Origin of the sequence: Sphingomonas sp. LHG3406-1 (assembly GCF_029637485.1) — a bacterium.
Classification (GTDB): domain Bacteria; phylum Pseudomonadota; class Alphaproteobacteria; order Sphingomonadales; family Sphingomonadaceae; genus Sphingomicrobium.
This window is the reverse complement of the sequence record NZ_CP069128.1, coordinates 1,909,010-1,931,091: the sequence shown is the minus strand read 5'-3', so window position 1 is coordinate 1,931,091 and position 22,082 is coordinate 1,909,010. Positions and strand designations below refer to the sequence as shown.

Annotated in this window: 20 protein-coding genes and 1 pseudogene; 7 read left to right on the top strand and 14 right to left on the bottom strand. The window is 69.1% G+C overall.

What is annotated here, in order from left to right; all coding sequences use genetic code 11:
• Positions 1-10: 10 nt before the first annotated feature.
• Both JOY29_RS09375 and JOY29_RS09370 read right to left on the bottom strand, forming a co-directional pair.
• Positions 11-973, bottom strand: coding sequence for a family 43 glycosylhydrolase (locus JOY29_RS09375; RefSeq protein ID WP_300973263.1), 963 nt, complete (start codon positions 971-973; stop codon positions 11-13).
• A gap of 77 nt (positions 974-1,050) precedes the next feature.
• Positions 1,051-2,559 carry an ATP-binding protein gene (locus JOY29_RS09370; RefSeq protein WP_367280043.1) on the bottom strand — a complete coding sequence of 503 codons (1,509 nt, stop codon included), beginning with the start codon at positions 2,557-2,559 and terminating at the stop codon, positions 1,051-1,053.
• 131 nt (positions 2,560-2,690) lie between these two features.
• Between JOY29_RS09370 and recQ the strand changes: the two genes are divergently transcribed.
• Together recQ and JOY29_RS09360 are read left to right on the top strand one after the other, a co-directional pair.
• On the top strand, positions 2,691-4,472 hold the full coding sequence (gene recQ / locus JOY29_RS09365) for a DNA helicase RecQ (RefSeq protein ID WP_300973261.1): 1,782 nt from the start codon (positions 2,691-2,693) through the stop codon (positions 4,470-4,472).
• Positions 4,473-4,562: 90 nt separating this feature from the next.
• The gene (locus JOY29_RS09360; protein WP_300973260.1) at positions 4,563-4,976 is read left to right on the top strand and encodes a TIGR01244 family sulfur transferase; all 414 of its coding nucleotides are present in this window, start codon (positions 4,563-4,565) and stop codon (positions 4,974-4,976) included.
• On the opposite strand, the gene JOY29_RS09355 is transcribed toward JOY29_RS09360, so the two are convergent.
• Together JOY29_RS09355 and tldD are read right to left on the bottom strand one after the other, a co-directional pair.
• On the bottom strand, positions 4,945-5,166 hold the full coding sequence (locus tag JOY29_RS09355; protein WP_300973259.1) for a DUF2007 domain-containing protein: 222 nt from the start codon (positions 5,164-5,166) through the stop codon (positions 4,945-4,947). The two genes, JOY29_RS09360 and JOY29_RS09355, sit on opposite strands and share 32 nt — an antisense overlap.
• Positions 5,163-6,584, bottom strand: coding sequence for a metalloprotease TldD (tldD, locus tag JOY29_RS09350; protein ID WP_300973258.1), 1,422 nt, complete (start codon positions 6,582-6,584; stop codon positions 5,163-5,165). The genes JOY29_RS09355 and tldD overlap by 4 nt, the downstream gene beginning before the upstream one ends.
• Before the next feature lie 73 nt (positions 6,585-6,657).
• Here tldD and JOY29_RS09345 point away from each other — a divergent pair, with 73 nt between their 5' ends.
• Entirely contained in the window at positions 6,658-7,119 is a 462-nt protein-coding gene (locus JOY29_RS09345) for an NUDIX domain-containing protein (RefSeq protein WP_300973257.1), read from the top strand.
• A 3-nt stretch (positions 7,120-7,122) separates the two neighbouring features.
• On the opposite strand, the gene JOY29_RS09340 is transcribed toward JOY29_RS09345, so the two are convergent.
• The 3 genes and pseudogenes from JOY29_RS09340 to JOY29_RS09330 all read right to left on the bottom strand — a co-directional run bounded on the left by JOY29_RS09340 (position 7,123) and on the right by JOY29_RS09330 (position 8,391).
• Positions 7,123-7,317 (bottom strand): zinc-finger domain-containing protein, encoded by a 195-nt coding sequence (locus tag JOY29_RS09340; protein ID WP_300973256.1) that lies wholly within the window; start codon positions 7,315-7,317, stop codon positions 7,123-7,125.
• 52 nt (positions 7,318-7,369) lie between these two features.
• Positions 7,370-7,903 carry a DUF4402 domain-containing protein gene (locus tag JOY29_RS09335; RefSeq protein WP_300973255.1) on the bottom strand — a complete coding sequence of 178 codons (534 nt, stop codon included), beginning with the start codon at positions 7,901-7,903 and terminating at the stop codon, positions 7,370-7,372.
• A 120-nt stretch (positions 7,904-8,023) separates the two neighbouring features.
• Positions 8,024-8,391 (bottom strand): annotated as a pseudogene (locus JOY29_RS09330) (DUF4402 domain-containing protein).
• Between the two features lie 258 nt (positions 8,392-8,649).
• Here JOY29_RS09330 and JOY29_RS09325 point away from each other — a divergent pair.
• The gene (locus JOY29_RS09325; protein ID WP_300973253.1) at positions 8,650-9,573 is read left to right on the top strand and encodes an ABC transporter ATP-binding protein; all 924 of its coding nucleotides are present in this window, start codon (positions 8,650-8,652) and stop codon (positions 9,571-9,573) included.
• A complete protein-coding gene (nadB, locus tag JOY29_RS09320) occupies positions 9,570-11,150 on the top strand; it encodes an L-aspartate oxidase (RefSeq protein ID WP_300973252.1) in 1,581 nt (526 codons plus the stop codon). The genes JOY29_RS09325 and nadB overlap by 4 nt, the downstream gene beginning before the upstream one ends.
• Here the strand turns inward: nadB and JOY29_RS09315 are convergent.
• The 3 genes from JOY29_RS09315 to JOY29_RS09305 form a co-directional block, all read right to left on the bottom strand.
• A complete protein-coding gene (locus tag JOY29_RS09315; RefSeq protein ID WP_300973251.1) occupies positions 11,147-11,434 on the bottom strand; it encodes a hypothetical protein in 288 nt (95 codons plus the stop codon). The genes nadB and JOY29_RS09315 overlap by 4 nt on opposite strands.
• A gap of 255 nt (positions 11,435-11,689) precedes the next feature.
• Positions 11,690-11,869, bottom strand: a complete 180-nt coding sequence (locus JOY29_RS09310) for a hypothetical protein (RefSeq protein ID WP_300973250.1) — start codon at positions 11,867-11,869, stop codon at positions 11,690-11,692.
• Positions 11,870-11,979: 110 nt separating this feature from the next.
• Positions 11,980-12,420 carry a hypothetical protein gene (locus JOY29_RS09305; RefSeq protein ID WP_300973249.1) on the bottom strand — a complete coding sequence of 147 codons (441 nt, stop codon included), beginning with the start codon at positions 12,418-12,420 and terminating at the stop codon, positions 11,980-11,982.
• A gap of 132 nt (positions 12,421-12,552) precedes the next feature.
• Here JOY29_RS09305 and polA point away from each other — a divergent pair, with 132 nt between their 5' ends.
• Positions 12,553-15,336 (top strand): DNA polymerase I, encoded by a 2,784-nt coding sequence (gene polA / locus JOY29_RS09300; RefSeq protein ID WP_300973248.1) that lies wholly within the window; start codon positions 12,553-12,555, stop codon positions 15,334-15,336.
• A complete protein-coding gene (locus JOY29_RS09295) occupies positions 15,333-16,865 on the top strand; it encodes a lipopolysaccharide biosynthesis protein (RefSeq protein ID WP_300973247.1) in 1,533 nt (510 codons plus the stop codon). Before polA ends, JOY29_RS09295 begins: the two co-directional genes overlap by 4 nt.
• A 6-nt stretch (positions 16,866-16,871) precedes the next feature.
• Here JOY29_RS09295 and purH read toward each other — a convergent pair whose 3' ends face one another.
• The 4 genes from purH to JOY29_RS09275 are packed head-to-tail and all read right to left on the bottom strand — an operon-like array spanning position 16,872 to position 22,079.
• On the bottom strand, positions 16,872-18,464 hold the full coding sequence (purH, locus tag JOY29_RS09290) for a bifunctional phosphoribosylaminoimidazolecarboxamide formyltransferase/IMP cyclohydrolase (protein WP_300973245.1): 1,593 nt from the start codon (positions 18,462-18,464) through the stop codon (positions 16,872-16,874).
• Positions 18,465-18,519: 55 nt separating this feature from the next.
• Positions 18,520-20,157: a heparinase II/III family protein gene (locus JOY29_RS09285; RefSeq protein WP_300973244.1), complete on the bottom strand. Its 1,638-nt coding sequence runs from the start codon at positions 20,155-20,157 to the stop codon at positions 18,520-18,522.
• Positions 20,154-20,816 (bottom strand): ribulose-phosphate 3-epimerase, encoded by a 663-nt coding sequence (gene rpe, locus JOY29_RS09280; RefSeq protein WP_300973243.1) that lies wholly within the window; start codon positions 20,814-20,816, stop codon positions 20,154-20,156. The genes JOY29_RS09285 and rpe overlap by 4 nt, the downstream gene beginning before the upstream one ends.
• Before the next feature lie 18 nt (positions 20,817-20,834).
• Positions 20,835-22,079, bottom strand: a complete 1,245-nt coding sequence (locus tag JOY29_RS09275; RefSeq protein ID WP_300973242.1) for an RsmB/NOP family class I SAM-dependent RNA methyltransferase — start codon at positions 22,077-22,079, stop codon at positions 20,835-20,837.
• Positions 22,080-22,082 lie beyond the last annotated feature (3 nt).

Below are 22,082 nucleotides of genomic sequence, written 5' to 3'. Positions count from 1 at the left end.
CTCGGTTGGATCAGCGGGACACGCCGGCGGTGGTCTGGACGACGGGGATCATGGTGCCGTCCGGGCGGTAGCGGAGATGCTCGACGGTAACGGAGCGGCGGCCGAGCGCGCCCTTGCGATCGCCGATGGTCAGCGCGGCATTGTGAAGGAAGAGGTACCAGCGGCCTCGGAAACGGGCGATTCCGGGGTGGATGGTGAAGCTGTTCTGCGCCGAGCCGGTCAGTTCGCCGCGGTAGGTCCAGGGGCCGCGGATGGTTGGCGCCGTCGCGTAGGAGACGCGCTCGTCCTTGTGCCTGCTGCGGTCCAGCGACGCATAGGTGAGGTAATAGAGACTGCCGCGCTTGTGCAGCCAGGGACCCTCCTCGAAGTGCGGCGGCGTGATCTCGGTGATCGGCCCGTCGAGCTCGATCATGTTGGCTTTGAGGCGGGCGATATAGGCCTGGCGGTTGCCCCAGGCGATCCAGCTGGTGCCGTCGTCGTCGGTAAAGACGGTGGGATCGATATCCTCCCAGCTGTGGGTGCCCTTGGGCGTCATGCTGTTGGTGACGAGGGCGCTGCCGCGCGCATCGACGAAGGGACCGGTCGGGCGGTCGGACACGGCAACGGCGATCGCCTTGCCCGGATTGCTGTCGTCATGCTCGACCGCGGCGTAGAAATAGTAGCGGTCGTTCTTGCGGATAGCCTGCGCGGCCCAGGCGTCGGCCTTGGCCCAGCGGAAGTCGGCCACGCGCATGATCGGGCCATGCGGGGTCCAGCGCTTCATATCGGTGGTCGAATAGACCAGCCATTCGCGCATGTTGAACATCTCGCCGTCGCGCGCCTCGTCATGGCCGACGTAGAGATAGAGGCGATTGCCGACGACCAGGGGCGCGGGATCGGCGGTGAAGCGATCGCGGATGATCGGGTTGCTTCCCGGCGCGTTGGGGAGGGCCGTGCCGAGCGACAGGCCGGCAAACAGCGTTAGCGCTAACAAATCTCGTCGACAGAGCAATGGAGGGCCCTCCTGCCGAGCGAGCATAGCGCCGGTGGCGTCCGGCGCCATCCCGCGAATCAGGCCGCCGCGGTGCTCCAGCCGAGGCGGGGGATGGCGATGCTGCGCTTGCCGCTGAGGTCGGTCCGGGTGACGATGAGGTCCCGGCTCTCGATGTAGCTGAGGAGGCGGCGGGCGCGGCCGAGGCTGGCGGTGCCGTAGCTGGCGGCGATCGCTTCGTCGCTGGGGGTCGGGGCTGCGTCGCGGGCGGCGCGCGCAAGCAGCAGGAAGGGGCCGAGCATGTCCTCCGGCAGGCCCTGCGCCGCGTCCAGCGCCGGCTGCCAGTCAGGATCCTCGGTGAAGATGCCGGCACGGGCCATGGCGAGGCGGCGGGTGAAGGCGGGCAGGTCGAGCGGCGCGGGCGCGACCCCGGCCATGCGGCAGCGGACGGCGAAATCCTGGTAGAGGACCGCGGCGGAGCGGCCACTGGAGTCCGGGTCGGCGACCATCGCCTCCAGCGCGGCGGCGACGGCTCCGGCCTGCTCCTCGTCGGATTTGGTCGGGAGCGAGGGCGCCGGCGCGGCCTGCTTGGCGGCGAGCTGCTCGAGGAGGGTTTCGGACGCCGGCTTCGGCTCGGGCCGGGACACGGGCGCGGTCGGCAGGTCGAAGTCGAAGCCGGGCTGGAACAGCAGCTGCTGCAGATCCTCGCCGGCCGTCGCTTCCGGAAGCGGCACCAGCTTCGGGCTCATCGATCGGGCGCGGGTCTCGACCTCGCCGATGGCGACGCTGAGCGGCCGGCGGCTGATCGCGGGCCCAAGCGCGAGGAAGGTGCCGCGCGGCAGGTCGCGGATCGCCTCGGCCTGGCGCCGCTCCATTCCGAGCAGGTCGGCGGCGCGGGCCATGTCGATGTCGAGGAAGGTCCGGCCCATCAGGAAGTTGGAGGCTTCCGCCGCGACATTCTTGGCGAGCTTGGCAAGGCGCTGGGTGGCGATGATCCCGGCCAGCCCGCGCTTGCGGCCGCGGCACATGAGGTTGGTCATGGCCGACAGGCTGGCGCGGCGGACCTCCTCCGCCACTTCGCCGCCGCCGGCGGGCGCGAACAGCTGGGCCTCGTCGACGACGACGAGCGCGGGATACCAATGGTCGCGCGGTGCTTCGAACAGGGCCGACAGGAAGGCCGCGGCGCAACGCATCTGCCCTTCGGCTTCCAGTCCTTCGAGGCTGAGCACGACCGAAGCGCGATGCTCGCGGATGCGCAGCGCGGCGCGGGCGATCTCCTTCTCGTCATGGTCCGACGCCTCGATGGCGAGGTGGCCGTAGGGGCCGGCGAGCGTGACGAAGTCGCCTTCGGGATCGATGACGATCTGCTGCACCTGCCCCGCGCTCTTTTCGAGCAACCGGCGCAGGAGGTGCGATTTGCCGGATCCGCTGTTGCCCTGGACGAGCAGGCGGGTCGCCAGCAGTTCCTCAAGATCGATGGTGACGGGGGTGCCTTGCGGCGAGAGCCCCATGTCGACGGCGACGGTCATTCTGTTCTGTTCAACTTGGGTGAGCGCCCTTCGACTGCGCGCCTCCGCCGCTCCGCTCAGGACGAACGAGAGGGAAGTGCCCAGGCGTTCGTTCGTGCCGAGCGAAGTCGAAGCACGTCCCGGCACGTTTGACGCGCGCCCATCCTCAATACAAGGTTGCGCGGCTCGGGACCGACCGCCAAGGCCGCGCTGTGACCGACCCGCATCAGCTTCTCAAGACAGTCTTCGGCTTCGACAGCTTCCGCGGCGTGCAGGAAGAGGTGGTAGGCCGGGTGCTGGCGGGACGGCCGACGCTGGCGATCATGCCGACCGGCGCGGGCAAGAGCCTCTGCTACCAGCTGCCGGCGCTGGCGCTGGAAGGAACGGCGCTGGTGATCAGCCCGCTGATCGCGCTGATGCACGACCAGATAAGGTCGGCCGAGGCGCTGGGGATCAAGGCCGCGTCGCTGACCAGCGCGGACGACCGCGACACGGTGGTGCGGCGGTTCCTCTCGGGCGAGCTCGACCTCCTCTACGTGGCGCCGGAACGGGCGACGACCGACGGCTTCCGCCGGCTGGCCGACCGGGTGCCGCTCGGGCTGATCGCCATCGACGAAGCCCATTGCGTCAGCGAATGGGGGCACGACTTCCGGCCCGACTATCGCTTGCTGACCCGGCTGCTCGACGACCACCGGGAAGTGCCGCGGCTGGCGCTGACCGCCACCGCTGACCCGCGCACCCGCGCCTACATACTGGTCCAGCTCGGCATCCCGGAAGACGGGCTGATCATCTCCGGCTTCGACCGGCCGAACATCCGCTACCACATCCGCCCGCGCGAGCAGGCGGGGCGGCAGGTGCTGGCGCTGCTGGCGGAGCGGCCGGGCCCTGCCATCGTCTATGCGCCAAGCCGGAAGGAGACGGAGAGCCTGGCGTCGCAGATTGCTGCAAGCGGGCGGCCGGCGCTTCCCTATCATGCCGGGCTCGACCCGCAGGTGCGCGCCGGCAACCAGTCGACCTTCGTCGCGTCGGAAGAGATGGTGATGGCCGCGACCATCGCCTTCGGCATGGGGATCGACAAGCCGGACGTGCGGACGGTCGTCCATGCCGCGACGCCCAAGTCGATCGAGGCCTATTATCAGGAGACCGGCCGCGCCGGGCGCGACGGCGAGCCGGCGGAGGCGCATCTCCTCTGGTCGGCAGCCGACTTCGCCCTTGCCCGGCAGCGGATCGAGCGCGAGGTGCCGGCCGAGCGGCAGGCGGACGAACGGGCCCGGCTGCAGGCGCTGGCGGCGCTGGTCGAGACCACCGGCTGCCGCCGCGCGCACCTTCTCCGGCATTTCGGCGAGGATCCGCCTGCGCAGTGCGGCAATTGCGACAATTGCCTCGAGCCGCCGAAGACGACCGACGTGACCGAGGTCGCCCGCAAATTGCTGTCTGCGGCCTTCCGCACCGAGATGCGGTTCGGGGTCGGGCACCTCAGCGACGTGCTGGCGGGGAAGGAGACGGACAAGGTCTTCTCCAACAATCATCACCAGTTGAGCGTGTTCGGCATCTGCACCACCGACGAGCTGCCGCTGATCCAGCCGACCGCGCGGGCGCTGATCGCGCGCGACGCGCTGCGGGCGGATGCCTATGGCGGGCTCAGCTTCGGTCCCGGCGCGCGCGGCATCCTCAAGGGCGGCGAGGAAGTGCATGTCGCACTGCCGCCGCCGCGCCGGCGCAAGGCCCGGCGCGGCGGCGGGGCCGGTGCCGACCATCCGCACGATCCCCTGTTCGAGGCGCTGCGCGAGGTCCGCCGCACGCTGGCGAAGGAGACTGGCGTGCCGCCCTACGTCATCTTCCATGATTCGACCCTGCGCGAGATCGCCGCGGCAAGGCCGGCCAGCCTTTCCGAACTCGGGCGGGTGCAGGGGGTCGGGGCGGCGAAGCTGGAGCGCTATGGCGAGGCCATCCTCGACGCTGTCGCGGCTGGTGCAGCTTCCTTCGAGGGCTAGGGAATATCCACGACTTGCCCAGCCCGGCGGGTTAGAAGAGAGCTTCGAGACGATCCGCGCCTTCTGCGGCGCACGTGGGGAGACAGGCCGATGAACGCGCTGCGATCGCTGGACGACAAGGTGCTGGTATCCGGGCAGATCCGGCCCGAAGACATGGAAGAGGCGCGGCGTCATGGCGTCACCATGATCGTCAACAATCGCCCCGACGACGAGGAGCCCGGGCAGCCGACCAGCGCCGAGGTGGAAGCCGCGGCCGAGGCGGCCGGCATCGACTATCGGCACATTCCGATCGCCCGCGGCATGGGCCCGGCGCAGGTGGAGGAAATGGTGTCGGCGCTGAGCGAGGTGGGCGACGGCAAGATGCTTGCCTTCTGCCGCTCGGGCATGCGTTCGACCCTCGCCTGGGCGGTCGCCTGCCGCGAGCAGGGCGTGCCGCGCGAGGAAGTGGAGCGGCGCGCCGGCGCGGCAGGCTTCAGCCTGGCGGCAGTAGACCACCTTCTATGAGGATGCGGAGGGCGTCTCCGCTATCCTCCTCCAGGCCCATCAGCCGCACCGGCATGAGCCAGCCGACGCCGAGATAATTGTGCATCTCCGTGTCGAACAGCACGGTTTCGATGTGGCTGTCGTTGAGCAGCAGGCGCGCGAGATCGGCCTCGACCCGCGTGTGGAAGCGGGCGATCTCGACCAGGCTCAAGCCGTGCCGCCCACCGTCAGCCCTTCGATCAGCAGGGTCGGCTGGCCGACGCCGGCGGGCACGCTCTGCCCGGCCTTGCCGCAGATGCCCACGCCCTCGTCGAGTTTGAGGTCGTTGCCGATGCCCTTGACCCTTGTCAGCACCGTCGGCCCGTCGCCGATCAGCGTTGCGCCCTTGAGCGGCTCGCCGAGCTTGCCGTCGCGGATCCGATAGGCCTCGGTGCAGGAGAAGACGAACTTGCCGCTGGTGATATCGACCTGCCCGCCGCCGAAGCTCTTGGCGTAGATGCCGTCCTTGACGCGGCCGACTAGTTCGTCCGGATCGTCCCGGCCGCCGAGCATGAAGGTGTTGGTCATGCGCGGCATGGGCGCATGGGCGAAGCTTTCGCGGCGGCCGTTGCCGGTCGGCGCGACGCCCATCAGGCGGGCGTTGAGCCGGTCCTGGAGATAACCGACCAGGATCCCGTCCTCGATCAGGGTGGTGCGGCCGGTCGGCGTACCCTCGTCGTCGATGGTCAGCGATCCGCGACGTTCGTGCATCGCCCCGTCGTCGACCACCGTGACGCCCGGCGCCGCCACCCGCTGCCCGAGGCGGCCGGAAAAGGCGCTGGTGCCCTTGCGGTTGAAGTCGCCCTCGAGCGTATGGCCGACCGCTTCGTGAAGCAGCACGCCGGGCCAGCCGGGGCCGCAGACGACCGTCATCTCGCCGGCCGGTGCCGCGACCGAGTCGAGGTTCACCAGCGCCTGGTCGAGCGCGATGTCGATGGCGCGGTTCCACTGCGCCTCGTCGAACAGCCGGGCCATGTCGTAACGCCCGCCAAGGCCGTGGAAGCCCATCTCTCGCTTGCCGCCCTGCTCGGCGACGATCGACACGTTGAGCCTGACGAGGGGGCGGATGTCGGTTGCGACGAAGCCGTCGGCACGGACGATCTCGACCACGCTCCAGCTCGCCTGCAGGCCGACGCTGACCTGGGCCACGCGCGGGTCGCGGGCCCGGGCGGCGGCGTCGATCTTCTGGCAGAGGGCGACCTTGTCGGCGAAGGGCAGCTGCCCCAACGGATCCTCGCTGCCATATTGCGCCCGGTTGGTGCGCGGCGGCGCGGACGAGAGCCGGCCGCCGGGGGTGAGCAGGCGCAGCGTTTCGGCCGCGCGATCGATCGCGGCGGCGCTCAGTTCGTTGGCGTGGGCGAAGGCGGTCGCCTCGCCGCTGACACCACGCAGCCCGAAGCCCTGGCCGACATGATAGTCGGCGGTCTTCAGTCGTCCGTCGTCGAAGCCGAATGCCTCGCTCCGGCGATACTGGAGGTAAAGCTCGCCATCGTCATGCGCGGACAAGTGACGGGCGGCGAGGCGGCGGGCCTCGTCCGGGTCGAGCGCTCCCGAATAGAGGAAGCGGCGGGGATCGGACGGACTGGTCATGCCATGGCATATAGGCAGGGCGGCGTGCGGAAACAGCCCTTGGCGGAGCGCCGCGACCAGCTAGGCTTGCCGAATGAACCGCCTGCTTCAGCTCGGCTGGTCCGCGCGCCGCCGCCTGCTCGGCCTTCTCCGCCTGCGCACGAGGGGGGTGAAGATTGCGCTTTTCGACGAGGCGGGCGCGTTGCTGCTGGTGCGCAACAGCTACGGCAACAGCGCGCTCTGGGTGTTTCCCGGCGGCGGCGCCGGCCTGCGTGAGGACGAGTTGTCGGCCGCGAAGCGCGAGTTGCACGAGGAAGTCGGGATCGACGCGGTCGAGCTGACCCTGATCGGCCGCTACGAGTCCGCGGCGGAGGGCAAGCGCGACCGGATCAGCCTCTATTCCGGATGGACGGCCGGGCCGCTGATGCCCGATTCCGTCGAGATTGCCGAAGCGCGCTTCTTCGCCATGGATGCGCTCCCCTCGGCGACATCGCCGGCGACGCTCCGCCGAATCGAGGAAATCAGGCGAGGCGGACCGTTCGGCGGCGCCTGGTAGGAATCAGGCGGCGGTGCCGTCGTCGGCCGGGCCGCCCTTCAGGACGAAGCGGCGGTCGCAATAGCCGCATTCGACGAAGCCCTTTTCGTCGATTCGCAGGAACACCCGCGGATGACCAAGGGCGGGGCTGATGTCGCCGCTGCCGTCGCAATGGACGGCGTTGCTGGTGACGAGAATGACTTCGGGAGGCGGCTGCATACCCCGTCGAGGTAGCAACCGCCTCCCGTCGCATCAATAAGCTGTGGGGTGCTTATTGAAAGTCGGCGTCGATGGTGACGGTGCCCTCATACTGGCCGGGCATCTGGTTGAGGCCGATGGCGATGGAGCCGCCCACGTCGACGTAGAAGACGCCGGTCAGGCCGATGGTGCGGGTAAGGCCGGTGCTGGCCGAATCGAGCGAGCCGGTGAACGCGACCGCCTGGCTGCCGTCCTGCACGTTGGTGAGCAGGCTCGGGAAGCTGACGCGCAGGTTGACGACCTGGCCGGGCAGGCCGTTGCCGATGAAGCGGCCGTTGCTGCCGACGTCCGAAGTCGAGCCGGTCAGCGCCGGATCGACGCTGCGGAGGCCGGTGTCGGCATCGACGCTGACGACGCCGGTGGCGGTCGGCGAGGCGACGATGGTGCCGAAGCTGAGGTCACGCACCCGCTGGATGGTGGCCGGCTGGATCAGCAGGGCACGAGCCTGGATCGAGGCCGAGCTGTCGGCGGTGAAGCTTTGCGCCGACGCCGGAGCGGCGAAGGCGGTGGTGGCGGCGAGCGCCGCAAGGGCATAGGTAAAGCGCATTGTTCGGGTTCCCCACAGTCGTTGAACCCAACCAAAATGGATGTAAGCGCCTCAACAGCCATTCACCAAGGCTGCTCAAGACAGGCTTAACCCTGTTGCTTAAGGATTGGCCGCCGGGCTTCAGGGATATTGGACGGTGACGTCGAACTCACCGGCATAGACGCCCTCGACCTGGTTGGCGCCCACCATCAGGGTCGCGCCGACGTTGAATTCGAGGCTTCCATGCGCGCCAGAGTGCGCTTGCTCTGGCCCTGCAGGGTGAAGTCGCGGACGGTCATCGTCTCGGTTCCGCCGACCCTCCGGATGGTGATCGGATTGCGCGGCAGGCGGATGATCACCACCGCTGCGTTGCGGGCGGCGCCGATGAAGGACGCCGGGCGCGGCTGCCCGCCGAGGCGCATCACGCCGCCGGTAACGCTCAGCGCGCCGGTATCGGGGTCGATCACCGCCGTCCCGGCGTTGGTCACGGCGACATAGCCGAAATCCATGTTGGCCTTGGTGACGACCGTCAGCGGGAAGACCAGGGCGGCGTTGGCGACCGCGCGCGGAACGGCAGAGCGCGGCGCGACCTGCTGCGCGTGCGCCGCGGCGCCGGCGAACAGCAGGGGAAAGGCAAGGAGGGCCGCGAAACGCATCGGCACGCCTTAGGAGGGTTAACGTCAAATCCACTTTGCCAAGTAAGGTAAATGATCAATTCACCACTTCGGCTTTCGCCGCGTCACCGCCCTCGCTAAGCGAATCCTACTATGAGCAGTGACCAGCCCGCCATCCGAATCGAGGGACTCGGAAAGACCTATGCCGGCGGGAAGCGGGCGCTCGACGGAGTCTCGCTGGAGGTCCGGCAGGGCGAGTTCTTCGGACTGCTCGGGCCCAATGGCGCGGGCAAGTCGACCCTGATCAACGTTCTTGCCGGCCTCGTTTCCAAGAGCGAGGGCAAGGTCGCAATCTGGGGTTTCGACATCGACCGGCACCCGCGCAACGCGAAGCTGTCGATCGGCATCGTGCCGCAGGAAATATTGTTCGATCCCTTCTTCACGCCGAAGGAGGCGCTGGAGATCCAGGCCGGGCTCTACGGCGTGCCGACGAACGCACGGCGGACCGATGAACTGCTCGCGGCCATGCGCCTGACCGACAAGGCCAATGCCTATGCCCGGACGCTGTCGGGCGGCATGAAGCGGCGGCTGCTGGTCGCCAAGGCGATGGTCCATACGCCGCCGATCCTGGTCCTCGACGAGCCGACCGCGGGTGTCGACATCGAGCTTCGCCAGCAATTGTGGGAATATGTGCGCGAGCTTCACGCTGCGGGCACGACGGTCATCCTCACCACCCACTATCTCGAGGAAGCCGAGGAGCTTTGCGAGCGGATCGCCATCATCAACCACGGCAAGGTGGTGGCGAACGAGCCGACCGCGACGCTCCTCTCGCGGGCGCAGGAGAAGAATGTGGTGGTGACGGTCGACCGCGACCTCGCCGAGGTGCCGGCCAATATCTGCTTCGACAAGGTGGTGCTGCAGGGCGAGCGCAGCCTCGCCATCACTTTCGCCAAGGACAAGGTGAACGCAGGCGAGGTGATCGCCGCTCTCCAGCGGGAAGGGCTCGGGATCGTCGACGTGGTGACCAAGGAGCCGGACCTTGAGGATGTGTTCCTGAGCCTGGTGCGGGCGAAGTGAATCACAGCTTCGACGTCCTCATCATCGGCTCGGGCGCGGCCGGGCTGACGGCCGCGCTCAACCTTGCGACCCACCGCCGCGTCGCGGTGATCGCCAAGGGAGCGTTGGGCGAAGGGGCGACCGGCTGGGCACAGGGCGGGATCGCCGCGGTGCTGGAGGAGGGCGACAGCTTCGAGGCGCATGTCGAGGACACGATGGTCGCCGGTGCCGGCCTCAACGACCGCCATGTCGTCGAGCATGTCGTGGGCGCGGCACCCGCCGCCATCCAGCGGCTGATCGAGCTCGGCGTGCCCTTCGCGGAAGAGGGCGGCGCGCTCCACCTGACCCGCGAGGGCGGGCACAGCCACCGCCGGATCGTCCATGTCGCCGACGCCACCGGCTGGGCGGTGCAGCAGGCACTGGAGAAGGCCGCCGCCGCCAATCCCAACATCGTGCTGCTGCCCGACATGGTCGCGGTCGACCTCATCACCGGGCGTCATGAGGAGCGCTTCTCGACAGCCGGAAGCGTCCACGGCCTCTACGCCTACAACCGCGAGAGCCGGAAGGTGGAGACGCTGACCGCCCGTGCGACCATCCTCGCCACCGGCGGGGCGGGCCGGGTCTATCTCTATTCGACCGCGCCGCGTGGCGCGACCGGCGACGGCATCGCCATGGCGTGGCGCGCGGGCTGCCGGGTCTCCAACATGGAGATGATGCAGTTCCACCCGACCTGCCTTTACCATCTCGAGACCAAGAACTTCCTGATCACCGAGGCGGTGCGCGGCGAGGGCGGCATCCTCAAGCATCCGCTCACCGGCCACCGCTTCATGCCCGACTATGACGAGCGCGGCGAGCTTGCCCCGCGCGACGTGGTGGCGCGGGCGATCGACAATGAGATCAAGCGCGACGGCCTCGATTTTGTCCACCTCGACATCTCGCACCGCGATCCCGAGTTCGTCCGCGCGCACTTCCCGAACATCTACGAGAAGCTGATCGGCCTCGGCATCGACATGACCGAGGGGCCGATCCCGGTGGTGCCCGCCCAGCACTACACCTGCGGCGGTGTGGTGGTGGACCTTGCCGGACGGACCGACGCGCCCGGGCTCTATGCCGCCGGCGAGGTGACGGAAAGCGGGCTCCACGGCGCCAACCGCCTCGCGTCCAACTCGCTGCTCGAATGCCTCGTGTTCGGCGAGGCGGCCGCCGGCGACATCCTGCGGCGGTGGGACGAGCTGCCGCCCGTCGCCCGGGTACGCGAGTGGGACGAGAGCCGGGTTACCGACAGTGACGAGGAGGTGGTCATCGCCCAGACCTGGGGCGAGATCCGCCGTTTCATGTGGAACTATGTCGGCATCGTCCGCACCACCAAGCGGCTGGAGCGGGCCAAGCGCCGGATCGACATGCTGCGCCAGGAGGTGACCGATTATTACGCCCACTTCCGGGTGACACCCGACCTGATCGAGCTGCGCAACCTCGTCGAGGTCGCCGACCTCATCATCCGTTCGGCGCTGGCCCGGCGGGAAAGCCGCGGCCTCCACTTCAATCGCGACTGGCCGAAGACTGCCGCACGGGCGCGCGATACGGTGCTGGTGCCCTAATTGCGTTCCGCCTGGCGGGCAGCGGCGACGCATTCGCCGCGGCTGCGATAGCCGAGCAGTTCCAGCACGTTCTGCTGCAAGGTATGACAATAGGCCGCGCCGCCGACGCGGAAGCCATGCATGCAGTCCCCGTGATTGCGGAAGTAGCCCTGGCTGACCATCCATGGGCAGAGGATCCGGGGATCCGGGGCGGGAGCTTCCTGCGCCGCCGCCGGCTGTGCCGTTCCGCCCAGCGCCGTCACGACCAACGCCACTCCGGCCGCCATTCCCATCAACTTGTTCATGTTCGCCGCCTCACCCGTCGCCCGCCGGCCTGCCCCCCATCGAGCTGGACCGGGCGACGACCCGGCCTCAACGATTCGGGATTCGACGCGTTGCTCGATTGGGCGCTCCGCCGCGAACAGGCCGCAACCGTTGCCGCCGCGCCACGCCTCGGGCGAGCCGTCCAAGCATTCCGAAGGCGCTGAACGGGAAGCTTGGGCCGGTCTTGCGGTCGCGCCTGCTTCGAAAGACGCCCGGAAAGACCGACGAACGGCCGGTCAGCGCATCTTGGCGATCTTGATCTTGAGCACCTTGGCCTGCGCCTGCGTGCTTTCTTCCGAGCGGGTGAGCGCCTTGGCGATCGCCTTCAACCCCATGCCCTTGGCGGCAAGCGTGGTCAGCTTGGCATTCTCGTCCGGAGTCCAGGGCTGCTTATGTCGGGCGAACTTCTCGGCCATGCGGCGGAGCCTAGTCCCGCTCACCCCGCGAGCCAAGGAAAAGCGCGGCCCCGGGGTTGATTCCGGAGCCGCGCGTCTGGGGATCTGGCCTGCCGTTCAAGCCAGGGAGGTCAGACCAGCGCCGCGATGGTGGTCATGGCGATGCCCCAGAACAGGGTGCAGGCGGGAAGCAGCAGGACGAGCGTCGTCGCCTCGCGCGCCGAGGTGCGGCCGGTCAGCGTGTCGATCCCGGCGGCGCGGAAGCGGGCCATGGGGATCGCCTTGTCCTTGTGGTCGGGCTTCATCGTCGCCCACTTGGCCGGCACGTAGGCGAAGGCGGCGACGAAGATGAAGTTGACGGCCATCGGCAGCACCAGCCCGTCCGCGGCAAAGCCCACCCACATCACCGCCAGATAGGCAAGGAAGAGGCCGAACGAGCCGAGCAGGATGACTGGCGGAAGACCGAAATTGCGGTCCTCGCAACCGCTGGCGGCCTCTTTTGCGAGCACTTCCGGTGCAGCGACAACCTCGCCCCGCGCCGTCAGCAGCTCCTTGTCGAAACGGTCCGACATGATGATTCTCCTTGGCTTGTGGGCGAAGGAGTAAGGCAGGTCGGAACGTCAGCCATTGACCTGGATCAATCGGGGTTTTCGGCAAAGGCCAAGCGTTCCCAGACCCGCCGAACATGCTAAAGCCGCCGCTTCATGTCTGATGCCCAGCCCCATCTCTACCTCGTCGACGGGTCCAGCTACATCTTTCGCGCCTACCACCGGCTGCCGCCGCTGACCAACCGCCACGGCATGAACGTGGGGGCGGTCTACGGCTATACGGCGATGCTGTGGAAGCTGGCGGAAGGGCTGAGCCGCGCCGATGGTCCGACCCACCTGGCGGTGATCCTCGACAAGGGCTCCTCCTCGTTCCGCAACGAGATGTACGACCAGTACAAGGCGCACCGGCCGCCGACGCCCGAGGACCTGGTCCCCCAGCTGCCGCTGATCCGCGTCGCCACCCGCGCCTTTTCCATTCCCTGCATCGAGGAAGCGGGGCTGGAAGCCGACGACATCATCGCCTGCTACGTCACCGAAGCGGCCAAGCGCGGCTGGAAGGTGACCGTCGTCAGCTCCGACAAGGACCTGATGCAGCTGATCGACGACGACAAATCGATCGACATGCTCGATACGATGAACGACCGAAAAATCGACCGCTCCTATGTGATTGAGAAATTTGGTGTTCCGCCCGAACAACTCGGCGACGTGCTCGCGCTGATGGGCGACAGCGTCGACAACGTGCCGGGCGTTCCGGGCATCGGGCCGAAGACCGCCAGCCAGCTCATCCAGGAACATGGCAGCCTGGAAGCGGTGCTGGCCGCCGCGCCGGACATCAAGAAGCCGAAGCTCAGGCAGAATCTCATCGAGCATGCCGACAATGCCCGCCTCAGCCGCGAGCTGGTGCGGCTGGTGTGCGAAATGAACCTGCCCGAGCCGCTCGACGCGCTGGAGATGAAGAACATTCCGGAGGAGCCGCTGCGCGAGTTCCTCCTGGACCAGGGCTGGAAGACCCTGCTCAACCGGATGGTCGGGCAGGGCGCCCGGCCGTCCGAGGGCGAGCGGCCCGCGCTGGCACCGATTCCGGCTGGACCAGGCGATCCGGAGCCGATCAGCGTCGATCGCGGCGCCTATGTCACCATCGCCGATGCCGGGACGCTGGCGCAGTGGATCGCCGAGGCGCGGACGCAGGGCCGGGTCGCGATCGACCTTCAAGGCGACGGCGGCCATGGCCTGTCCGAGGGACTGGCGGGCGTGAGCCTTGCGCTGGCTCCCGGCCGTGCGGCCTACGTCCCGCTTGGTCATGGCGGCGGCGACCTGCTGAGCGAGGGGCCGGCGCAGCTCCGGCTCGCCGAGGGACTGGCGCTGCTGAAGCCGCTGCTGGAGGACGATAGCGTCCTCAAGATCGGCCACAATCTCAAGGAGCCGCTGAAGCTCCTGTCCGACCAGGGCATCCGGGTCGCGGCGGCCGAGGACGTCATGCTGGCCAGCTTTGCGCTCGACAGCGGGCGCTTCGGCCACGGCCTCGACGAATTGGTGAAGCGCCATTTCGAACATGAGTGCCTGCCGCTCAAGGCGGTGTGCGGCACCGGGCAGAAGGCGATTCGCTTCGGCGACGCGGCCATCGCTGCCGCCACCGAATATGCTGCCGAGAATGCCGACATGGTGTGGCGGCTGTGGCACCGGCTGGAGCACCGGCTCGCGGCCGAGCATGCGACGCGCGTCTATCGCCTCGTCGACCTGCCGCTGGTGCCGGTGGTCGGCGCCATGGAGCGCGACGGCATCAAGGTCGACCGCGCCTATCTCGCCGAACTGTCCGAAACCTTCGCGACCGAGACTGCGCGGCTGGAGGAGAAGATCTACGAGGCGGCCGGCGGCCCCTTCACCATCGGATCGCCGCAGCAGCTCGGCGGCGTGCTCTACGACCGGCTCGGGCTCAAGGGCGGGCGCAAGGGCAAGTCAGGCGCCTATTCGACCGACCAGAGCGAGCTCGAGCGGCTGGAGGCCGAGGGCGTCGAGGTCGCGCGGCTGGTGCTCGACTGGCGGCTGCTGACCAAGCTTCGAGTCACCTATACCGATGCGCTGCAGGCGCAGATCGACCCTAGGAGCAACCGGGTCCACACCCGTTATGCGCTGGCGGCGGCGCAGACGGGGCGACTCAGCTCCAACGACCCCAATCTCCAGAACATCCCGATCAGGACCGAGATCGGCGCGCGGATCCGCAACGCCTTCATCGCTGAGGAAGGCTTCAGCTTGCTCAGCGCTGACTACGGCCAGATCGAGCTTCGGCTCGCCGCCCATTTCGCCGACGTTCCGCAGCTCAAGGAGGCCTTCGCCCGCGGCGACGACATCCACACCATCACCGCGCGCGAAGTGTTCGGCGACGACGGCAAGGACAGCCGCAACAAGGCCAAGACGATCAACTTCGCCATCCTCTACGGCATCTCCGCCTTCGGCCTGGCCGGGCGGATGGGCATCGGCCGGGACGAGGCGAAGGCGATGATCGATCGCTATTTCGAGCGCTTCCCCGGCATCAAGGACTATATCTCGACCACCCTCAGCCAAGTCCGCGAATGCGGCTTCAGCGAGACGCTGTTCGGTCGCAAGACGCATTTCCCGAACATCCGGTCGGGCGTCATGAACCTCCGCCAGTCGGCCGAGCGTGCCGCGATCAACGCGCCGATTCAGGGCACCAGCGCCGACATCATCAAGCGCGCCATGGTGAAGATGCCCGCGGCGCTGGCGGCGGCTGGCCTGACCCGCACGCGGATGCTGCTGCAGGTCCACGACGAACTGGTGTTCGAAGTGCCGCAGGGCGACGAAGAACGCGCCGCGGCGGTGATTCGTGACGTCATGGCGTCGGCCGCCGAACCAGTCGTTACGCTGACCGTACCGCTGAGCGTGGAAGTGGGCTGGGGCGCCAACTGGGGCGTCGCGCATTGAGCGCGGAAAGCGCCGAAGCCGGCCGCAACGACCTTGCGGCCCTCGCCCGCGGCGGGCGGATCAACTTCTTCGGCTTCCTCCTCCGGCTGGCCGCACGCCTGCCCTTCCTGTTCATCGCCGGGCGCATGTACGGCGCCGAGGCGCTGGGCCGCTTCGCCTATGCCGTGCTGGTGGTCGAGTTCGTGGCGCAGATCGCCACTCTTGGCCTCAAGCGCGGGCTCGCCGAGCAATTGAGCAAGACCGACAAGCCGCATGTCTGCGTGACCTGGGACGCATTGCTGGTCGCCTTCATGGCCAGCGTGGTCGGGATGGCCCTGCTGTTCGCCTTCCCCCAGGCGATGTTCCCCAACTCCACGATCTACGGGCTCGAATGGCTTCTTCCGGTCGCCGTCCTAGCGCTGGCGTGGAGCGACGTGATGCTGGCCGCGCTGGCCTATCGCCACGATGTCGGCGCGACGGTCCGGGCCCGGGCAATCGTCGAGCCATGGACGATCAGCATTGCGGCCCTGGTGTTCGCCTTCGTCTCGAAGCGCGACGGCCTGATCTTCGCCTACGCGCTGTCGATGATCGCGGCCCTCGTTGCCTCGGCCATTCCGTTCCTGCGCACCTACGGCAAGGCCGAAGGCTGGCGGCCCCAGCCGACCGAAAGCTGGCAGCTCGCGCGGCGCTACATGCCGATCGCGGCCGCGGACACGGTCGAATGGGCGAGCCGGCGAATCGACCTCGCCATCCTCGGCCTGTTCGCGACGCCGGCGCTGGTCGGCATCTATTATGTCGCGCAGAACGTCGCCTCGCTGCCGAGCAAGCTCAAGACCAGCTTCGATCCCATCCTCGGGCCGGTGATCAGCCGGAGCCTGGAGGAGGGGGACCGGGTCGGGGTCGCGCGGCAGATCCGGCAGGTCGGCTTCTGGGTGATCGCGGCGCAGGCCGCCGTTGCCCTCTCGCTCGGCATTCCGGGCGAGGGCGTGATGGGCCTGGTCGGACCCGCCTTCGTCGCCGGCACCGCCGCGCTCGTCTTCCTGCTCGGCGCCGAGGTGATCGCGGCGACGGCCACCACCAGCGAGGCAGCGCTCATCTACATCGCGCGCCACCGCAACATGATGCTGAGCCTGGCCATGCTGGCGCTTCAAGCGGTGCTGACGGTCGCCCTGATCCTCATCTTCCGCCGCCTGGACTGGCCGCCCGAATGGCAGGCGACGGCACCGGCGGTGGCCTTGTGCCTGGCGCTCGCCTTCGCCGCCGTCACCAAGGCGCGGCTTGCGAGCCGCCTGCTCGGAGCGCCGGTCAGCGGCTGGCGCTGGCCACTGCTGTGGGCGGCCGGCGCGGCGGTGGTTGCCGGGCAGCTCGCCATCCTCGCGCCCGAATGGATCGAGCTCAGCATCGGCATCCCGCTGATCCTCGCGTCCTTCGGCTTCGTCATCTGGAAGAAGGGATTCGGTCCCGAGGACCGGCTGCTGTTCAAGATGAAGAAGAAGGACATCAACGTCGACCTGCCGGCGCCGGGCACGACGGGGAATGCGGCGCGCTGACGGGCCCTAGTGCCGGAAGTGGCGCATCCCCGTGAACAGCATGGCCAGACCCGCCTCGTCGGCGGCAGCGATGACCTCGGCGTCACGCATGGAGCCGCCGGGCTGGATCACCGCCGTCGCACCGGCCTCCACCGCCGCGAGCAGACCGTCGGCGAAGGGGAAGAAGGCGTCGCTCGCCACCGCCGAGCCGGCCGTCCGCGGCTGCGCCCAGCCGAAGGTCTCCGCCGCCTCGCGCGCCTTGGCCGCTGCGATCCGCGCCGAATCGCGCCGGTTCATCTGCCCCGCGCCGATGCCTGCCGAGACGCCGTCCTTGGCGTAGACGATGGCATTCGATTTGACGTGCTTGGCGACGGTCCAGGCAAAGCGGCAGTCGGAAACTTCCTGTGCGGTCGGCTGGCGACGGGTCACGACCTTGAGGTCCGAGGGAATAATCACGCCATTGTCACGGCTCTGCACCAGCATGCCGCCAGCGATACTCTTGAGCATGAGGCCGGGCCGGCGCGGATCGGGCAAGTCGCCGGTCAGCAGCAGGCGGAGGCTCTTCTTCGCCGCGAACACCGCCAGCGCCTCACTGTCGGCGTCGGGCGCGATCACCACCTCGGTGAAGATGTCGGTGATCGCCCGCGCCGTCGCGCCGTCCAGCGGCCGATTGACCGCGACGATCCCGCCGAAGGCCGACACGGAATCGCACTGGAAGGCCGCCGTATAGGCCTGCTCCAGCGTCGTTCCCTCGGCCACGCCGCACGGATTGGCATGCTTGACGATGACGCAGGCGGGCTGCCCACCGCGGAACTCGGAGACGAGCTCAAGCGCGGCGTCGGCATCGTTGAGGTTGTTGTAGCTGAGCTCCTTGCCCTGCACCTGCCGCGCACCGGCGATCCCGGCTGTGCCGCTCGCCTGTGGCAGGTAGAGCGCCGCCGACTGGTGCGGATTCTCGCCGTAGCGGAGCTCGGACGCCTTGGTCAGCGCCAGCGGCAGCGTCGCCGGCATCGCTTCGCCCTGGTCGGCGAACGCGAACCAGGAGGCGATGGCGCTGTCATAGGCGGCGGTGCGGGCGAACGCCTTGGCCGCGAGCCGCTTGCGAAGGCCGAGTGACGTCATGCCGCCGTGTTCGTGCAGCTCGGCCAGCAGCGCCGGATAATCGCCCGGATCGGTGACGCAGGCGACGTAGCGGTGGTTCTTGGCCGAGGAGCGGACCATCGAGGGTCCACCGATGTCGATATTCTCGATCACCGTGTCACGGTCCGCGCCGCCGGCGACCGTCTTCTCGAACGGGTAGAGGTTGACGACCAGAAGGTCGATGAAGCCGATCCCATGCTCCGCCGCGGCATCGGCATGCGACGCCTCGTCGCGCACGGCGAGGAGGCCGCCATGAACCTTGGGGTGCAGCGTCTTGACCCGCCCATCCATCATCTCGGGAAAGCCGGTCAGGTCGCTGACGTCCTTCACCCGATGACCGAAGTCGCGGAGCTTTGCTGCCGTACCGCCGGTCGAAACCAGCTCAACGCCGTGCCGCACGAGGCCGGCCGCGAGTTCCTCGAGGCCGGATTTGTCCGACAGGGAGATGAGGGCGCGGCGGACGGGGACGAGGTCGGTCATGGCGGCCCTTTAATGAACCAGCCGCCCTTCGTCACCCCGCCCGGGGGAGCGGCGATCAGCTCGATCGGCGGAACTGCCAGCCGACTTCGCCGCCGAGGTGCGACACCTCGCCGACAAGCACCAGCTGGAGGGTGGAGCGGAGGGCGCCCGCGCCGTCGACCACCACGCTTTCCTCCAGCCCGAGCTGCGCGCCGCGGCAGCGGAAGGTCCAGGGCGGGGCACCGGGCGAGCGGATCAGCGCACCGAGCCCGTCGGCCGTCGGCACCGCCTCGACTCCGGCAGCGAGGTGGAAGCGGATGGCGAAGGGCACGTCCTCGCGGATCTTCTTGCGGCCGCGCGGCGCGAGGCGATCGAGCCCGCGCACTTCCTTGCCGTCGTTGCCGAGGCTGAGCGCGCGGCTGTGGACCAGGCCGAAGGCACGGACATAGCCGTCGTGTCCGCATTCGATCCGGCTTGCGTCATTGTCCTCGCTGCGGCTGACCGACACTTCCTCGACTCCGCGGCCGAGCGAGCCGTCGGGCAGGATGGCGCTGCTGTTGGTGTCGGACAGCGTTAGGGTCGAATGGGCGGCGGTGGTGCGCAGCGCGGCGGCGAGGCCCTGGGGCAGGCTGGCGACATGCGGACCGGGGCCGCCGCAGTTGACCACCAGCTTCTGCTGCCCGTCGCTGATCTCGATGGCGAGCGTGGAAGCGGAAGCGGCCTTGGTGAGCTTGCGGGCGGGCGGGGGCGCGGCGTCGATCACCAGCACGGTACCGAGCGCGCTCAGCCGGTGGTAGCCCCAGCCGCGCGGAATGCGCAGCGGGCGGGCGCGGAAGCCGCAGCCTTCCACCAGTGCGGCCAGCCCGGCGCGGCTCCCTTCGTTGCCGCCCTGCCAGCTCGACAGCGACCCGTCGCCCATGGTGACGCCATGAAGCGCCGCCAGCGCGACCGCGCCACCATCCTCGAAGCCTTGCGGATATTCCTGCCGGGCGGCGGCATAGGCGGCGCGGAGGAGGCCGAGCCGGTCGACCAGGGCGGCCTGGTCGGCGGGCGAACGGCTCATCAGGCCGCCATCGTCGAACTGGGCGCTGGCGAGGGCGCGGGACAGACCGCCCTCGGCCTTCGCGAGCCGGCCGGTGCCCGAGGACAGCAACAGGCAGGCGGCAGTGAGGCCGGCCCAGGCGGTGATTCGCGGCAGGCCCGGCGGCGCTTCGTCGGCATGGGCGCTGAGGTGCCGCGCGCCCCGCGCCATGGTGTTGAGCAGGGCCGAGCGATAGGCCGGGTCGCGCCGCGACAGGATGTAGGGCGCATAGGCCAGCCAGAAGAGCAGCCGCTCGCCGAGCAGGGCCGGCGCCCAGGCCGCGTCGACCTTCTCGCCGTGAGCGATCAGCCAGCGGCCGACCAGATCCTCGGCGATCGCCGCGCCGCGCTCGCGGGTGGCGGCGGCGGCGAGGTCGCGCAGCCAGGAGAAGCCATGGAGCTCGGCGCCGAGCGGGCTGGCCGGATCGACCTTGGTCCAGTCGAACTCCGCAAGGTCGACCGCCTCGCCCCCGGCCAGGAAGCGCCGGGCAAGCAGTTGCGCCCCACGGGCTTTGGTGCCGGTGACATGATCGCGGGCCACGCCGACGAGACGCAGCGGCGGCTTGCCGCGCGCGACCAGCCGCTGGAGCAGCGGAAGGGTCGCGAGCCGGGCAAGCGCGCCATTGTCGCTCATGCGCTGCCCTTCAGCGCCGCGATGTTGGCGGCATAGGCGTCGGGCCCGCCGCGGAAGGCCGCTGTGCCCGCGACCAGCGCCGTTGCGCCGGCATCGACGCAGGCGCGCGCTGTTTCCGCGTCGACCCCGCCGTCGACCTCGAGCACGCAGTCCAGGCCTTCCTTGGCGATCCGCTTGGCGATCGCCTCGATCTTCTTCAGCTGCGAGGAGATGAACTTCTGCCCGCCGAAGCCCGGATTGACGCTCATCACCAGGACGAGGTCGAGCTCTTCCAGCACATAGTCGAGCATCTTGGCCGGGGTCGCCGGGTTCAGGGAGACGCCTGCCTTCTTGCCGAGCCCCTTCACCCGCTGGATGGTGCGGTGGAGGTGGGGGCCGGCCTCCGGGTGGACGGTGATGATGTCCGCGCCGGCTTCCGCGAAGGCGTCGAGCATCGGATCGACCGGCGAGATCATCAGGTGGACGTCGAACGGCTTGGCGCTGTGCGGACGGAGCGCCTTCACCACCATCGGCCCGATCGTGAGATTGGGCACGAAATGGCCGTCCATGACGTCGATGTGGATCCAGTCGGCGCCGGCCGCGTCGATCGCCCGCACTTCCTCGCCCAGGCGGGCAAAATCGGCGGACAGGATGGAGGGCGCGATGATCGGTTGGGCCATGCGACCGATTAGACGGGCTTAGCCCCCGGCGACAAGGCGCGCCGTGAAGAAGCCGTCCATTCCGCCCTGCTCCTCCAGCTCGCCCGGTAGGACCCGGCGCTGCTCGGCAAGGGTGAAGCCAGTCCGGGCGGCGAGAAAGGCGGCGATCCGCTCCTCCCCTTCCTGCGGTTCGAGGCTGCAGACGGCGTAGATCAGCGAGCCGCCGGGCTTCACCCATCTGGCGGCGGCGGCGAGCAGTCGGGACTGCAGTTCGGCGCTTTCGGCGATGATCCGGTCCGACGCGCGGAGCAGCACTTCCGGGTGGCGGCGGAAGGTGCCGGTGGCCGAGCAGGGCGCATCGAGCAGGACCGCATCGAACGGCTCGGCCGGAAGGTAGGCGAGGACGTCCTCAGTCACGATCTCTGCGGCAAGGCCCGTGCGGGTGAGATTGGCCCGAAGTCGCGCCAGACGACTCTCCGACCGGTCGAGGGCGGCGACCGAGTGTCCCACCGCGGCGAGCTGGAGGGTCTTGCCTCCGGGTGCGGCGCAGGCGTCGAGCACATTCCTTGCCTCAGCCGGAATCATGCGCGCCGGGAGGGTCGAGGACAGGTCCTGCACCCACCAGCGCCCCTCGGCGAAGCCGGGCAGGCCGGTCACCGGACGGCTGTCGGAAAGGCGGACGTGCCGCTCGGCAAGGCTGGTGCCACCTTCGGCCTCGGCAAAAGCGAGGGCTTCGTCGTGAGAGCGGAAGCTGAGGTCGAGCGGCGGTCGGCGGATGATGGCCCTGGTCGCCGCCTCCACCGCCTCGTCGCCCCAGGCGGCCGACCAGCGCGCCGCCACGGCGTCGGGCAGGGCGCCCTCGTCCGCCCCCGGAAGAGCGCCGCGAAGCAGGGTGCCAAGCACGCCATGCACCAGCCGGCGCGGCCCGCCGTCGACCAGCGGCAACGCGGTGGCGACCAGGGCATGGTCGGGCACGTTGAGGGCAATCCGCTGGGCGAGCGCAAGGCGGAGGACCATCCGCGCCTTGGCATCGTCGGGGAGGATCTGGCGGGTGGCGCCGTCGATCAGCCGGTCGAGCAGGGGCAGGCGCCGGAGCGTCTCGCCGGCGATCGCCAGGGCCAGCGCCTGGTCACCCGGCTCCAGCTTGGACCCACCCTGCGCCGCCGATTCCATCGTCTGCCCGCTGCGCACCACCCGGTCGAGGATGCGAAGCGCGGCGCGGCGCGGCTCCAGCCCGGCCTGCGGTTCACGGCTTTCGGGCCCTCTTGGCTGTGGCCGCCTCAACGC

Excerpts from the sequence above, each read along its gene's own strand:
- JOY29_RS09285 (WP_300973244.1), bottom strand. The coding sequence starts at position 20,157 with ATGAGCGACAATGGCGCGCTTGCCCGGCTCGCGACCCTTCCGCTGCTC.
- JOY29_RS09325 (WP_300973253.1), top strand. The coding sequence starts at position 8,650 with ATGAGCAGTGACCAGCCCGCCATCCGAATCGAGGGACTCGGAAAGACC.
- JOY29_RS09315 (WP_300973251.1), bottom strand. The coding sequence starts at position 11,434 with ATGAACAAGTTGATGGGAATGGCGGCCGGAGTGGCGTTGGTCGTGACG.
- JOY29_RS09305 (WP_300973249.1), bottom strand. The coding sequence starts at position 12,420 with ATGTCGGACCGTTTCGACAAGGAGCTGCTGACGGCGCGGGGCGAGGTT.
- JOY29_RS09335 (WP_300973255.1), bottom strand. The coding sequence starts at position 7,903 with ATGCGCTTTACCTATGCCCTTGCGGCGCTCGCCGCCACCACCGCCTTC.
- JOY29_RS09345 (WP_300973257.1), top strand. The coding sequence starts at position 6,658 with ATGAACCGCCTGCTTCAGCTCGGCTGGTCCGCGCGCCGCCGCCTGCTC.
- polA (WP_300973248.1), top strand. The coding sequence starts at position 12,553 with ATGTCTGATGCCCAGCCCCATCTCTACCTCGTCGACGGGTCCAGCTAC.
- JOY29_RS09310 (WP_300973250.1), bottom strand. The coding sequence starts at position 11,869 with ATGGCCGAGAAGTTCGCCCGACATAAGCAGCCCTGGACTCCGGACGAG.
- JOY29_RS09360 (WP_300973260.1), top strand. The coding sequence starts at position 4,563 with ATGAACGCGCTGCGATCGCTGGACGACAAGGTGCTGGTATCCGGGCAG.
- JOY29_RS09340 (WP_300973256.1), bottom strand. The coding sequence starts at position 7,317 with ATGCAGCCGCCTCCCGAAGTCATTCTCGTCACCAGCAACGCCGTCCAT.
- tldD (WP_300973258.1), bottom strand. The coding sequence starts at position 6,584 with ATGACCAGTCCGTCCGATCCCCGCCGCTTCCTCTATTCGGGAGCGCTC.
- purH (WP_300973245.1), bottom strand. The coding sequence starts at position 18,464 with ATGACCGACCTCGTCCCCGTCCGCCGCGCCCTCATCTCCCTGTCGGAC.
- rpe (WP_300973243.1), bottom strand. The coding sequence starts at position 20,816 with ATGGCCCAACCGATCATCGCGCCCTCCATCCTGTCCGCCGATTTTGCC.